General features: G+C 59.7%; 13 protein-coding genes. 9 read left to right on the top strand and 4 right to left on the bottom strand.

Annotated elements, in window-relative coordinates:
- Positions 1 to 14 precede the first annotated feature (14 nt).
- The 3 genes from ACDZ94_RS24990 (at position 15) to ahpF (ending at position 3,340) form a co-directional block, all read left to right on the top strand.
- Positions 15 to 947 carry a site-specific integrase gene (locus tag ACDZ94_RS24990; RefSeq protein ID WP_432751787.1) on the top strand — a complete coding sequence of 311 codons (933 nt, stop codon included), beginning with the start codon at positions 15 to 17 and terminating at the stop codon, positions 945 to 947.
- Between the two features lie 133 nt (positions 948 to 1,080).
- Entirely contained in the window at positions 1,081 to 1,644 is a 564-nt protein-coding gene (gene ahpC, locus ACDZ94_RS24985) for an alkyl hydroperoxide reductase subunit C (RefSeq protein WP_053255965.1), read from the top strand.
- 130 nt (positions 1,645 to 1,774) lie between these two features.
- Positions 1,775 to 3,340: an alkyl hydroperoxide reductase subunit F gene (gene ahpF / locus ACDZ94_RS24980; protein WP_064452522.1), complete on the top strand. Its 1,566-nt coding sequence runs from the start codon at positions 1,775 to 1,777 to the stop codon at positions 3,338 to 3,340.
- Between the two features lie 108 nt (positions 3,341 to 3,448).
- Here ahpF and gloA read toward each other — a convergent pair whose 3' ends face one another.
- A complete protein-coding gene (gene gloA, locus ACDZ94_RS24975) occupies positions 3,449 to 3,970 on the bottom strand; it encodes a lactoylglutathione lyase (RefSeq protein ID WP_064452521.1) in 522 nt (173 codons plus the stop codon).
- 196 nt (positions 3,971 to 4,166) lie between these two features.
- On the opposite strand from gloA, the gene ACDZ94_RS24970 reads away from it, so the two are divergent.
- Positions 4,167 to 4,715: a DUF4946 domain-containing protein gene (locus ACDZ94_RS24970; RefSeq protein ID WP_407017765.1), complete on the top strand. Its 549-nt coding sequence runs from the start codon at positions 4,167 to 4,169 to the stop codon at positions 4,713 to 4,715.
- 110 nt (positions 4,716 to 4,825) lie between these two features.
- On the opposite strand, the gene ACDZ94_RS24965 is transcribed toward ACDZ94_RS24970, so the two are convergent.
- Both ACDZ94_RS24965 and ACDZ94_RS24960 read right to left on the bottom strand, forming a co-directional pair.
- Positions 4,826 to 5,188 carry a histone-like nucleoid-structuring protein, MvaT/MvaU family gene (locus ACDZ94_RS24965; RefSeq protein WP_064452520.1) on the bottom strand — a complete coding sequence of 121 codons (363 nt, stop codon included), beginning with the start codon at positions 5,186 to 5,188 and terminating at the stop codon, positions 4,826 to 4,828.
- Positions 5,189 to 5,386: 198 nt separating this feature from the next.
- Positions 5,387 to 6,928: an EAL domain-containing protein gene (locus tag ACDZ94_RS24960; RefSeq protein ID WP_432751786.1), complete on the bottom strand. Its 1,542-nt coding sequence runs from the start codon at positions 6,926 to 6,928 to the stop codon at positions 5,387 to 5,389.
- Positions 6,929 to 7,224: 296 nt separating this feature from the next.
- On the opposite strand from ACDZ94_RS24960, the gene ACDZ94_RS24955 reads away from it, so the two are divergent.
- From ACDZ94_RS24955 to ACDZ94_RS24935, 5 genes are read left to right on the top strand one after another with little or no spacing between them, the layout of a single operon-like run.
- On the top strand, positions 7,225 to 7,785 hold the full coding sequence (locus ACDZ94_RS24955; protein WP_221294830.1) for a fimbrial protein: 561 nt from the start codon (positions 7,225 to 7,227) through the stop codon (positions 7,783 to 7,785).
- Between the two features lie 60 nt (positions 7,786 to 7,845).
- Positions 7,846 to 8,628: a fimbrial biogenesis chaperone gene (locus tag ACDZ94_RS24950; RefSeq protein ID WP_432751785.1), complete on the top strand. Its 783-nt coding sequence runs from the start codon at positions 7,846 to 7,848 to the stop codon at positions 8,626 to 8,628.
- A gap of 2 nt (positions 8,629 to 8,630) precedes the next feature.
- A complete protein-coding gene (locus ACDZ94_RS24945; RefSeq protein WP_432751784.1) occupies positions 8,631 to 11,249 on the top strand; it encodes a fimbria/pilus outer membrane usher protein in 2,619 nt (872 codons plus the stop codon).
- On the top strand, positions 11,249 to 12,004 hold the full coding sequence (locus ACDZ94_RS24940; RefSeq protein ID WP_432751783.1) for a fimbrial biogenesis chaperone: 756 nt from the start codon (positions 11,249 to 11,251) through the stop codon (positions 12,002 to 12,004). Before ACDZ94_RS24945 ends, ACDZ94_RS24940 begins: the two co-directional genes overlap by 1 nt.
- Before the next feature lie 14 nt (positions 12,005 to 12,018).
- The gene (locus ACDZ94_RS24935; protein WP_432751782.1) at positions 12,019 to 13,047 is read left to right on the top strand and encodes a fimbrial protein; all 1,029 of its coding nucleotides are present in this window, start codon (positions 12,019 to 12,021) and stop codon (positions 13,045 to 13,047) included.
- Here ACDZ94_RS24935 and ACDZ94_RS24930 read toward each other — a convergent pair.
- Positions 13,044 to 13,922 (bottom strand): LysR family transcriptional regulator, encoded by an 879-nt coding sequence (locus ACDZ94_RS24930; protein ID WP_432751781.1) that lies wholly within the window; start codon positions 13,920 to 13,922, stop codon positions 13,044 to 13,046. The two genes, ACDZ94_RS24935 and ACDZ94_RS24930, sit on opposite strands and share 4 nt — an antisense overlap.
- Between the last annotated feature and the right edge of the window lie 17 nt (positions 13,923 to 13,939).

Below are 13,939 nucleotides of genomic sequence, written 5' to 3'. Positions count from 1 at the left end.
CGAATAGGCCTTTCATGAGCGATCTGGATCGTTATCTCAATGCCGCCACCCGCGACAACACGCGGCGCAGCTATCGCGCGGCCATTGAGCACTTTGAGGTAAGTTGGGGTGGGTTCCTGCCCGCGACCAGCGATAGCGTGGCGCGTTATCTGGTGGCACACGCCGGGGTGCTTGCAGTCAACACCTTGAAGCTACGGCTCTCGGCATTGGCGCAGTGGCACACGAGCCAGGGCTTCCCTGATCCGACCAAGGCGCCGGTGGTGCGCAAGGTGCTCAAGGGCATTCGTGCGGTGCACCCGGCGCAGGAGAAACAGGCCGAACCGCTGCAGCTCAAGCACCTTGAGCAGGTGGTTGCGTCTTTGGCGGCGGAAGCGATTCAGGCACGTATTGACCAGGATCAGCCGCGATTGCTGCGCGCCAAGCGCGACACAGCGTTGATCCTGCTGGGCTTCTGGCGCGGTTTTCGCAGCGATGAGTTGTGCCGCCTGACGATCGAGCACGTGCGGGCGGTACCGGGCGCCGGCATCAGCCTGTATCTGCCGCGCAGTAAAAGTGACCGCGACAACCTCGGCAAGACCTACCAGACCCCGGCGTTGCTTCGGCTGTGCCCGGTGCAGGCCTACAGCGAATGGCTCAACGCGTCGGCGCTGGTGCGTGGCCCAGTGTTTCGCGGGGTAGATCGCTGGGGCAACCTGGGCGAGGAGGGGCTGCACCCCAACAGCGTTATCCCGCTGTTGCGCCAAGCGCTGGAGCGCGCAGGCATTCCTGCCGACCTATACACCAGTCACTCGTTGCGCCGAGGCTTTGCCACCTGGGCCCATCGCAGCGGCTGGGATTTGAAGTCGTTGATGAGCTACGTCGGCTGGAGCGACATGAAATCCGCCATGCGCTATGTTGAAGCGACGCCCTTTCTTGGCATGACCTTGGCCACCCAACCGCTGATTTGAGATTTCTTCTATTAATAGTGTCACTTGATAGCGAAAACCAATCGTCAGCATCAGGTTTGCCAATGAGCCATCGTCGGAGAGAGTGGGTAGGATTCATCTCATCAACTTACTAACCCCTGACGGAGAGTCATCGATGCCTATCATCAACAGCCAAGTAAAACCGTTCAAAGCTACCGCCTACAAAAACGGCAACTTCGTAGACGTGTCGGATGCTGACCTGAAAGGCAAATGGTCCGTAGTGTTCTTCTACCCGGCCGACTTCACCTTCGTCTGCCCAACCGAGCTGGAAGACCTGGCTGACAACTACGCCGAATTCCAGAAACTGGGCGTCGAAATCTACAGCGTCTCCACCGACACCCACTTTGCTCACGCTGCCTGGCACAACACTTCGCCAGCCATCGGCAAAATCCAGTACACCATGATCGGCGACCCAACCCTGACCATTTCCCGCAACTTCGACGTACTGATCGAAGAAGCTGGCCTGGCTGACCGCGGCACGTTCGTGATTGACCCAGAAGGCAAGATCAAAATCGTTGAGCTGAACGATGGCGGCGTGGGCCGTGACGCTTCCGAGCTGCTGCGCAAAATCAAGGCCGCTCAGTATGTTGCTGCCCACCCGGGCGAAGTGTGCCCAGCCAAGTGGAAAGAAGGCGAGGCCACCCTGGCTCCGTCCCTGGACCTGGTCGGCAAGATCTAAGTCTGTGAAACACCTCAGGGCGGATTGTGCCGCACCTTAAGTAAGCTGCACCGCCCTCAAAACGCCCGGGCGAGTTTCGCTCGGGCGTTTTTTTGTCTGCAATAAACCGAATTAATAGGAAATCGCCCGTATGTTGGACGCCAATCTTAAAGCTCAGTTGAAGTCATACCTGGAACGGGTCACCCAGCCGATCGAGATCGTCGCCTCCCTCGACGACGGCGCGAAATCCCAGGAAATGCTCGCTCTTTTGCAGGACGTAACCAGCCTCACCACGCTGATTACCCTGAAAACCGATGGCGATGATGCGCGCAAGCCATCGTTCTCCATCAACCGCCCGGGTGCCGATATCAGCCTGCGTTTCGCCGGCATCCCGATGGGCCATGAATTCACTTCGCTGGTGTTGGCCCTGCTGCAAGTCGGTGGCCACCCGTCGAAGGCCAGTGTCGAAGTGATTGAACAGATTCGCGCCTTGAAAGGCGAGTTCAGCTTCGAGACTTACTTTTCGTTGTCATGCCAGAACTGCCCGGACGTGGTGCAGGCGTTGAACCTGATGGCGGTGCTCAACCCGAACATCCGTCACGTCGCTATCGACGGCGCGCTGTTCCAGGCTGAGGTCGATGAGCGCAAGGTCATGGCAGTGCCCAGTGTTTACCTCAACGGTGTGAACTTCGGCCAGGGCCGCATGGGCCTGGAAGAAATCCTCGCTAAACTCGACACCAGCGGCATCGAAAAAGCCGCCGAGAAAATCAGCGCCAAAGATGCCTTTGATGTGCTGGTCGTCGGCGGTGGCCCAGCCGGTTCGTCGGCTGCCATCTACGCCGCGCGTAAAGGCATCCGCACCGGTGTGGCGGCCGAGCGTTTTGGCGGCCAGGTACTGGACACCATGTCCATCGAGAACTTCATCTCTGTACAAGAGACCGAAGGGCCGAAACTGGCCAGTGCCCTTGAGGCACACGTGCGTCAGTACGACGTGGATATCATGAACCTGCAACGTGCCAGCAGCTTGATCCCTGCGAAAAATGCCGGTGGCTTGCACGAGATTCGCTTTGAAAGCGGTGCGACCCTAAAGTCCAAGACCGTGATCCTGGCCACCGGCGCCCGCTGGCGCGAAATGGGTGTGCCGGGCGAGCAGGAATACAAAGCCAAGGGCGTGTGTTTCTGCCCGCACTGCGATGGCCCGTTGTTCAAGGGCAAGCGTGTAGCGGTGATTGGCGGTGGTAACTCTGGCGTTGAAGCGGCCATCGACCTGGCCGGTATCGTCAGCCACGTGACGTTGCTCGAGTTCGACAGCAAGCTGCGCGCCGATGCGGTGTTGCAACGCAAGCTCTACAGCCTGCCGAACGTTGATGTCATCACCAGCGCGCTGACCAGTGAAGTCAAAGGCGATGGCCAGAAAGTCACCGGCTTGGCATACAAGGATCGCGATAGCGGTGAGTTCAACACCATCGACCTGGAGGGCATTTTTGTTCAGATCGGTTTGCTGCCCAACACGGATTGGCTCAAGGGCACTGTGGAGCTGACGCCTCGTGGCGAGATTATTGTCGATGCCCGTGGCGAAACTTCCCTGCCAGGGGTGTTCGCTGCCGGTGACGTAACCACCGTGCCGTACAAGCAGATCGTGATTGCGGTAGGCGAGGGTGCCAAGGCTTCCTTGAGTGCTTTCGATCACCTGATCCGAACCTCCGCTCCGGCATAAATTCGCGCTCGAAAACGAAAAACCCCATGAGTGATCATGGGGTTTTTTCGTTCCTGCGCGCTGCGTGGGAATGCATTCAGTGACGCTCTGCACCCACCCATAAGCGGCTTACATCGGCGCCGGTTGAATAATTTCAACCCAGTACGCGTCCGGGTCTTTGATGAACGCCAGGCTTTTCATGCGGCCATCGGTCAAACGTTTTTGGAAGTCGCAACCCAGGGCTTCAAAGCGCTCGCAGGCAGCCACGATATCCGGCACCGAAATGCAGATATGGCCAAAACCACGAGGGTCGGTGTTGCCGTTATGGTAGGCAAAATCGGCATCGTTTTCGGTGCCATGGTTGTGGGTCAGTTCCAGGATGCCCGGGATCGATTTCATCCACTGGGTACGTTCAGCGGCATCTGCCGGGATCTGGGCTTTGTCCACCAGGGCCAGGAAGTACAGGCTGAATTCGGCTTCCGGGAAGTCGCGCTTTTCAACCAGGGAAAAACCCAGGACGCGGGTGTAGAAGTCCAGCGATTTGGTGATGTCTTTGACCCGCAGCATGGTGTGGTTGAACACGAAGTTCGTGGTCGCGGTGTCGGGTTGGGCGGTGACGCCCGGGAAAGTGTTCAGATCGTGCAGGCTCATGGGCCCTCCAGAAAAATGGGGCAAACGCGGCTTGAAGTGAGAATAGCGTTCCCTTGGCGTGCGGCAAGCATCCATGCAGCCCGGCCATGATACGCAAGGCCTGCCTGCTGCGCCAAATGAAAAGGTCACACAGCGCTTGCGACTTGCGGGTATCGGGCGTCAAACTTTGGCGCTTGAACCTTGGGTGTTTTTCGCAATGATTGAATTCCGTAAACCGCTGTTGAGTGCTTTGTGTTTGCTGTTTGGCCCACTCTTGGGCAGTTCATTCGTGCAAGCGGCAGACCCGGAAATTCATTGGCCCAGCGGCTGGCAAGTCGAGGAGGTGGTGCCCGACGACGCCGCGCCGGTAACCCCCCTGGCGGCGTCTCGGCAACGCGCGATCAAGAATGATGAAAATGGCAATACCTTGATGGTCATGGAGTTGACCGGCACACCGATTGAGGCCGGGCATAAAGTTAATCTTCAGGGTGTGTTGCTGGACATGCGTAAATCCATCCAGAAAGCATTTGCCCGCAGTGGTTATCAAAGCGTGTGCAGCAAAATGCACCCAACCACATTGAGCCGTCTTGAGGCGATGGAAACTACTTGCGTGATTACCGAGAACGGACGGCACGTGTTGTCACAAACATTGGTGGGCGCGGTAGATACCGATAAAGCGTATGTTTTTTCATACGCGGGCCAAGCCGAAGCCTACGAGGCCAGCCAGGGTGAAGTGAGTTCGGTGCGCGACAGTCTGAAACTTTGAACACACCCTTTTGATCGATAGTGAACAAAGTGAAACGGTAGTTAGATTCGTTTTCGAACCCTCAAACAAAAAGCCCCGCGTAGGCGGGGCTTTTTGCTAGTGACTTTTGATTAGCCGCGAAGCCAGGAATCTACAGTGGCGGCGCCATACTGTTCTTTCCAGGCTTTCAGGCCGCGATGGTTGCCGCCCTTGGTTTCGATCAGTTCGCCGGTGTGCGGGTTGTGGTAAACCTTGACCACGCGCGCGCGACGCTGTTTGGGGGCGTTGGTGGCGGCACCGGCTTTGCCTGGGTTTGGATCAAGGATCGAGATGATGTCGCGCAGGCCTTTGCCGTAGTGCTTCATCAGGCCTTGCAGCTTTTCTTCAAATTCGATTTCTTTTTTCAGGCCGGCGTCGTTCTTCAGGGATTCCAGCTGGGCAAGCTGCTCTTGAAGGGCTTTTTCTGCTGCGCGAAATTCGGCGAGTCTGGACAAAATCTGTACTCCAATAGTGTAGTTGGCTGATATCAACTGCAGACAAAGCTAGTAAGCCAAGAGCTTAAGGTGACTCAAAGAAAGAGGCCTTTCTGCGAGTTCAGCACAGGCAGGAAAAATTGTAGTAGTTAATGTCGCACGAGTAAATCACGTTGTTGCTTTAATAAGATTATTTCATCGAGCGCAGTAGATGGCTATTCAATGGCTGGTCAGGGACTTAATGAACTCTTCACAGGGTAACGGTCGACCGAAGAGATAACCCTGCAGGAAATCCACACCTTGTGCCGCGAGATATTCGCACTGCTCTGCTGTTTCCACACCCTCGGCCACAATACCCAGATCCAGCTTGCCGGAGAGTTCGATGATGCTGTCAAGAATATGCCTTGAGAGTGCATCGGCCCCAATCATGGCGACAAAGCTTTGATCGATTTTCAAGTAGTCGACATTAAAGTTGCGCAAGTAACCCAGGCTCGAGTGGCCGGTGCCAAAGTCATCAATCGCGATCATCACGCCCAGTTGATGCAGGGCGTCGAACAAGCGGCGGGTGATGTCGGTAGGCTGGATCAGATCGCGTTCGGTCAGCTCCAGCACTAGCGTCACCTGGCCTGGGGTAAAGGCGGCGAGAAACTCCTGACAGTCTTGTACCAGCTCCAGATCCTGGCAGTGGTGTGCCGTGATGTTCACGCCGATATGAAAACCAGGGCTGAAGCGCCCGGCATGTGGGGCGAGTTGCGCGGCGGTCTGGCGCAGCAGTGAGCGGGTCATCGGTACGATCAGGCCGGAGTGTTCGGCCAGCGGGATAAAAAGGTCAGGGCGCACCAGGCCTTCTTTCGGGTGTTGCCAGCGCATCAACACTTCACAGCCAGCCCATTCGCGGGTATCGCCGCGTACCACGGGTTGGAAATAGGGAATGAACTCGTTGGCACCCAAGGCGCGCTGCAGCTCGTGGGTGGGTGCGGACGAGCGCTTTTGCAGCCAGTGCGCGAGCATGCCCGCCAGTACGCCGAAGAACACCAGCAGGCTGAACAGGGCCGGGTAGCGCGCTTCCATATAACGCCAGACCTCGCCGTCGGGCATGCCTGCGTCGACACTGTAGTGATAACGCTCAGAGGCCAAGTGGTGATGGGCCACGGCATACTCCGGCACAGCGGTGTTGTGTACTTTGCCGTCCGCATCCAGCCAGTTGGGGCCGACTTGCAGGATCAGGTACGCGTAACGGCTGATCAGGCGCAAGGCGTTGGTCAGGTGGTAGCCGTCAACAGAGGCAAATGCGGCTTTATCGCCTTCGACCAAGCGGTAAACCAGCAGCGCGGTGTCCGGCGTCACCGGGTTGCCGTTCATCAGCCACAACGTGCCATCAACGTAATCATCCGGGTTAACCGCTGACTGGTAAGTACCTCCGAATAACGAGCTGCAATAAATGTTTTTCTGCCAGGACAGGGTCGTCGCTCGCACAAAGGGCCGACGCGTCACCTGCTCACGCAGGGCCAGTTGCGTACCGTTGTCGCAAGGGTGGCCGGCCAGCGGTAGCAATGTGCGGGCGGCGAGGGCGGTATTGTCGAGCATCAAGTCGAATTGGCGAACGGCTTCGTGGGCAGTTTGGTCCGTGCTTTGTTCAAGGGTGCGTTCGGCCTGCCAATAAAGAATCGCAACGCCCAGTAAAACGGGGAGCACGCCGCAGACTCCGCTGATAAACGCGCGTACGGTTCGGCTTCGTGGGCCTTTGGCGGTGAGGGGCATAGGGGCAGCCAATAACGAAATGAAAACAGAGGTGTATGCCGATGATAGATGGCATTGCGCCGGTGTGCTCAGTTGTTTGAGGCCCATCCACCTAGCCGTTTGGTCAGTTGTTGCGGGCACTTCACCTTGGCAAGATAAACATCGTTGCAAAAAGTAAGAGACTCAGGAACAACACCCCCTCCAGCCTCTCTCTCAGCCGTTCAAGCCCAACTTTGGCGGGACGGTACGACCTCGTCTTTCAATAATTGAAATTCGTCTTGCAACCCGTTAACGCTACTTATGAGGAAACACCCGCAATGAAAAAAATCCGACTGGCCGCCGCCTTGCTGGCCGCTACCGGCGTTGCCACGCTGCCTGTGTTTGGCGCAGATGGCACGATCAGCCTGACCGGTGAAATCACCGGTACAACGTGCAGTATCAGTGGCGGCTCCGGCTCCGCGGCTGGCACCAGTTCGAACTTCGCGGTGGCGCTCAGCAAGGTCCAGGCCAGCGCGCTCAAGGCCAGAGGCCAGACGGCCGGCACCACGCCCTTTTTTGTGCGAGTGGGTGCTTGCCCGAAGGACACGGCCGTGGCCGTCTTGTTTGAGAGCAGCAGCCCTGCCATCAACCCGGCTACCGGTAACTTGAAGAATCAAGCGCCTGCCTCGCCGAAGCCCGCTTCTCTGGTTGAAGTACAGATTGTCGACGGCACCACTCACCGCCCTATGGACCTTCGCCTCGCCCTTAATTCGAGCGCCGCAAAGGTCCCTGAAAACGGTGAAGTGTCGTTGCCGTTCGCAGCTCAGTATTTCGCCACCGGTGTTGCAACCCCTGGCCCGGTCAGCACGCAAGTGCTGTATTCCATCACGTTCCCCTGATCAAGGCCCAGGTGCCTGGCGATTCGCCAGGCACCGGACAGCGCCTTGAAGGACCGATCCATGCTCGCCCGACCCTTGCTTCTGAGTTGCCTGCTGATGACCCTTTCGATCAGCGCGGGATGGCCAAGCGCCGCCCACGCCGGCGTGGTGATTGACGGCACTCGGCACATCTACCCGCAGCAGCGCCGTGAAGTCACGCTACGCCTGACCAACGACGACCCGCGGGCTCCGCGCCTGGTGCAGGTGTGGCTGGACCCGGGTGACCCAGCGTCAGCCCCGTCAGGCAGTGAAGTGCCTTTCATTCTTTCGCCACCGGTATTCCGTCTGGACCCGGGCAAAAGCCAGGCGGTGCGATTGGTCTATACCCAAGAGCCGCTGCCGGCTGACCGCGAGTCAGTGTTTTGGCTGAACGCGCTTGAGATTCCGCCCAAGGTCAACGCTGAGCAGTCCGCTCAGGACGACGCTCCTGCGAGCCACCTGCAGTTCGCCTTTCGCATCCGCACCAAAGTGTTTTTTCGGCCGGCCCATTTACCCGGCAGCACGGACGAGGCGCCCGCCCAATTACGCTGGACCCTGCACCGCAGCGCCCAGGGCGCGCTCCTGGAAGTGCACAACCCATCGGCCTATCACGTGACATTCAACGAGGTCGCGCTGGCCATGGGCGCGCAACCTGAAGCGCGCCTGCTGCCGGCGGGAGAGGGCATGGTGGCGCCCGGCGGTCATCTGACACTGGCCGTGCGCGAGGTCGTGCATGCAATTCCCGCTGATGCCCAGGTGCATTTTAAATACATCAATGACTACGGCGCGTTTTCCCCGCCGCAGCGTGCGCCCCTGAAGTTCTGACTATGCCTGCCTCATTACAATTTACGTTCTACCAATGCGCCTGGCTGTTTTCCCATCCTCGGCTGGTGGTGTTGTTCGGCCTCCTGAGTACGCTGGTGATGTCGGTCGAGGCTGCCCCATTGTTGTTTGACATAGAGGCTTTCAGCAGCGGCCAGTCCAGCCCGGCGGACATCACGCGTTTCAATGCCGTCAATACACTAGCGCCTGGCGTTTATCGCGTAGACGTGATGCTCAATGGGCAATCGATTGGCCGCCACGCGCTCAATTTCGTGCCCCGCAATGAGCAGGATGGCGCGCAGCCGTGCGTGAGTGCGCAACAGCTTGCCGAACTCGGGGTGGTGCTGCACCAACTCGACGGCGCCTCGCAGGCTGCCTGCCGCGATTTCGCCGACTGGATCCCCATGGCCAGCAGCCGCGTCGACACCGAGTCGCTGACGCTGGACCTGAGTATCCCGCAGGTCTACATCAACCGCTCCGCACGCGACTACATTGACCCTGCCCAGTGGGACGAGGGCATTGATGCCGCACTGCTCAATTACAACTTCAGCGCCGCAGCGGTGACGTCGGGCGCCGGTGAGGACCGGGGCTACCTTGGCCTTAACGGCGGCGTCAACCTGGGTGACTGGCGACTGCGCCACCAGGGAGGGCAAGCCTGGGCATCGCGAAGTGGCCGGTTGCCTTATCAACAAACGGCCACCTACCTGCAACGCTCCCTTGCAACCTGGCGTTCGCAACTTACCGTTGGCGACAGTTTCAGCAGCGGCCAGATCCTCGACGGCGTGCGCGTACGGGGTATTACCCTGGCGACCGAGGACCGCATGCTTGCGCAGTCGCAACAAGGCTATGCACCACAGGTTCGCGGCGTCGCCGAAAGCAATGCCACGGTGACGGTGCGCCAGAATGGCTACACGCTCTACGAAACCACGGTGGCTCCCGGGCCCTTTGTGATCGATGATCTTTACCCCACCGGTTACGGTGGCGACCTCAACGTTAGCGTCACCGAGGTGGACGGGCGGAGTAGCACCTTTGTCGTGCCCTATTCGGTTGCCCCGCACCTGTTACGTAATGGCGCTACCCACTACACCGTGACCATGGGGCGCGTGCAACAACGCGGGCTAGCCGGCGCCAGCCCCACGGTATTCCAGGGCACCCTCCAGCAGGGGCTCACGAATAGCCTGACCGCCTACGCAGGCAGCACGCTTTCCCAGGGTTATGGTCAAGCCAAGGTGGGTGTGGCGATGAGCACGCCTATCGGCGCGTTCGCCCTCGACAGCACGCGCTCGCGTACTCAGGTGCCGGGGCAAGGGCTGTTCGGCGGACAAAGCTGGGGCCTGGCCTATAGCAAGAACGTGCCGTACTCAGGGACACATTTTATGTTGGGGGCCTATCGCTTCTCTACCGAAGGCTATCTGAGCCTGCCTGACGCACTGACTGTACGGGAACTGGGGCATCACGGCGGGAGCATGGGCAGTTATACCCGGCAGAAAAGTCGATTGGACCTGACGATCAGTCAGCAGGTGGGCGAGGGCACGCTGAGTGTGTACGGCAGTTCCATCGACTACTGGGCCGGGACGCAAGGGCGCCAGACTTCATTCACTGTCAGCTATGGGGCCCATTGGAAGAAGCTCAACTGGAACCTCTCGGCGCAGCGCTCGAGGGTCAGTGAAACGCATCGCTCGAGCGACCGAGAACGCAGTGACGAGATCTTTTTTGGCCGGGCCACGCAAGCAGGGCGTGTCGATAATCATCTGGTACTGACCCTCTCCATGCCGTTGGGCGATGGCGCGCACGCACCGACCCTGAGCAGTTCGCTTTACCGGGACGCCGGTGATTCGCGCGGCAGCCAACAGCAAGTCGGAATCAATGGTTTGCTGGGGGATTCAGATCACACTCACTACGGGCTGATCGGCAGCCACGGCACGGGTAACCAGCACGGCTCAAGTTTCAATGCCTACACGGGCTATCGCAGCAACACCGCCAGCCTGCGCGCCGGTTATGGCCAGAGCCGGGACAGCGCGCAAGTGTCCATGAGCGCCGATGGTGGGCTCATCGCCCATGACGGCGGCGTCACGCTCTCGCCAAGCCTTGGTGAAGCCTCGGCGCTGGTTTATGCGCCGGATGCGCAGGGCGCGCAGCTCGGCAGTTCCGGGGTGCGTATCGACAAACACGGCTATGGCGTCATGCCCTCGCTCAGGGCGTACCAGCGCAATGAAGTGGCCATTGATCCACAGGGCATGCCCATGGATGTGGAGTTGAAAGCGTCCAACCATCACGTCGTCCCCACGATGGGGGCGGTGTCGCGGGTCAGGTTCGAGACCGTCAGCGGCCGGGCGGTGGTGATCAAGGCGACCCATCCAGACGGCAGACCCGTGCCGTTCGCCGCACAGGTGTTCGATGAACACGGTAGTGAAGTCGGCGTTATCGGGCAGGCCGGCAAGGCGTTTGTGCGTGGCGTTGCCGAGCACGGCACGCTGACCGTCCGCTGGGCTGAGGCCGCCGGCGAGCGCTGCTTTATCCAGTATCGCTTGCCACCCCGAAAACCCGGCCGGCGCCAGCAAAACGCGGACCAGTTGATCAGCCAGTGCAAGGGCGACCTGGATAGGCAGGAGGAGAGCAGTTGATGTTTAACAGGTGGTTGAAGACCGTATTCGGTCTGGCACTGGCGGCTCAGATGTGGCCGGCGCACGGGGAAATCGTCATAGATCGAACCCGCATCATCTACCCCGCCGCCGCGCGGGAGGTGACGGTCAACCTTCGCAATGAGGCTGACGGCCCGAGGTTGGTGCAGGTATGGATTGATCGCGGCGACCCTGAGGCCTTGCCGGAGTTGAGTGACGTACCGTTTACGGTCAGCCCGCCGATCCTGCGGCTGGAGGCCGGCACGGCACAGGGGTTGCGGTTGGCTTACCACCCCGCTGAGGAGCAGGCGAACGCACGCCCTCAAGAGTCAGTGTATTGGCTGAATGTACGAGGTATCCGGCCCACGGCCAGGACTAGCAATCAACTGCAATTTGTCTTTCGCACACGAATCAAGCTGTTCCTGCGCCCAGAGGAGCTGACAGGCCGGGAGGTGGACGCCGTGCAGACCCTGCGGTGGCGGCTGGGCGGCGACAGCCCGGTGCTACGGGTGCATAACCCCAGTGCCTTTCATGTGACGTTATCCAGCGTCGTGCTGACCCTGGAGGGCGTCGAGTACCCCAGTGAGGACCCGCCGATGCTGTTGCCACGCACCACGGCAAACCTGATGTTGAAAGGCCGGTCAGCACCTTGGCAAGGCTCGGCGACGCTGCGCTTTACCACCCTGGATGACCACGGCGTGACGCGCGAGCATTCGGTGTCCCTGGCGGGTCCTGTTACAGAGGATGTGGCGATATGATCAGGTTTTTTCGCATGAGCGCACTGTTGGCGGGTTGGGGACTTGCGATGGCGGCCCATGCTCATTTCAGTGCTGGCACGTGTACGCCACAAGCGACACTGAACCTCTCCATTGCGCCGATCACCTTGCCGGTCAACCCGCAAGTGGGTCAGGTGATAGGTGCGGCGAACGGTTATGACTTCGGCAACAATAGCTTTGTGATGCTGTGTCGATATCAGGACTGGCCCGTCGAGCAACCGGTGTCTGTGAACATGAGCGTGGTCAATTCGCCAGTCAGTGGCAGGACGTTCAGCGCCTCAGGCGTGTCAATGCCGGTGTATGCCACCGGCCTGCCCGGGGTCGGGTTTGCCATGATGGCCAGGGACCCGGGCCAGCCAATGCGTGCGATCAGCCACACCGGCACCACACTGTTAACCACCAAACATAACAAACCCAATGGCTGGGGGCTTCAAGGGCGGGTCTATCTGGTTGCCACCGGGCCGGTATCGGCCGGTACGATTCCCTCCCGCAACATCGCCAGGTACACGCTGACAAATGTATCGACCGCAGGTCCGGGCTATGTGGCGGTCAACTTTACCCCTGCGGTCATAGCTCCCCCGCGCAGGCCTACCTGCCGTGTCTCTGCGCCGTCGATTGCGATGCCGGTGGGGCGTATAGCCAGCCGTGATTTCAAGGGGCCAGGCAGTTTCGCCGGCAGCGTGACCCAGGATATTACCTTGGAGTGCGCTGGCGGAACCGGTGGTACCCAGGATGTATTCATCACGATAACCGACCAGACTGACAACGCTAATCGCAGCGACCGGTTGACCCTGACCCGCACTTCAAACGCCCGTGGCGTGGCGCTGCAACTGCTGCATGGCGCCCAATTGGTGAGGTATGGCGCCGATTCCGCGGCCGTGGGCAACCTGAATCAATGGCAGGTGGGCAGCACCGGCAATGGCAAGGTGACGATCCCCCTGACCGCCCGTTACGTCCAAACCGAACAAACGATCACGCCCGGCGTCGCTAACGGGTTGGCCTCGTTCACCATGAGTTATCGCTAAGTCCCGGCGTGGTGCAGCTTTTGCGCCAGCGCGATGAACGCCAGGGTGGCAGGTGAGGACTGGCGGCGGTCAAGCACGGCCAGACCGATCCGGCGTGGCACCGCGGGAGACAACGGCCGCGCTGCATAGCGTGGGTCGACGCGTTCCGGCAGCGACGCTTGCGCCACGATACTCAGCCCGTCGCCACGGCTGACGGCTTCCAGCGTGCTGAGCAATTGGGCGCAGCGATAACGCACTTTAGGCCTTAAACGGGCCTCGCTGAACAAACGCATCACCAGTTCCGAGGAACCGGCCTCGGTGAGAATAAAAGGGTCATCACACAGCGCTTGCAAGGGCAGCGCCGCGTTGGCGGCCAGTGGATGACCGGCGGGTAGCAGTGCCACCAGTTGGTCCTCGAACAAGGCCACGGTGTCGAAGCGCTCCTGATCCAGCACCACAAACCCGACATCGATCCTGCGCTCATCCAGCCACTGGATAACCTGTCTGTCGGGCCCTTCGTCCACGTGCACTTCGATGCCCGGATAAGCCTGTCGAAACTGCCGCAGGAGCGTGGGCAAGATGCGGATTGACGCCGTCGGCCCGAACGACCCAATCCGCAGTGTGCCGCGTTTCATCCCGCGGGCATCGGCCGCTTCCTGCTGCAAGGTATTGGCCAGGCCCAGCATTGCACGCGCGCGCCCGAGTAATTGCGCGCCGATATCGCTCAGTTCCACCAACGACTGGTGGCGCCGGAACAATTCCACGCCCAACTCTTGTTCCAGGGCCTTGATCGCATGCGACACCGCGGATTGACTGATGCCGAGGCGGTGAGCTGCACTGGTAAAACCCTGCAGTTCGGCGACTAACGAAAATATTTCCAACTGCGTCAGGGTCATGAGTAAAGGCTCATTTT

This window comes from Pseudomonas sp. UBT (genome assembly GCF_050915955.1).
Lineage (GTDB): Bacteria > Pseudomonadota > Gammaproteobacteria > Pseudomonadales > Pseudomonadaceae > Aquipseudomonas > Aquipseudomonas antarctica_A.
The sequence above is the reverse complement of the archived record's forward strand: the minus strand, read 5'-3'. Positions and strand labels throughout refer to the sequence as shown.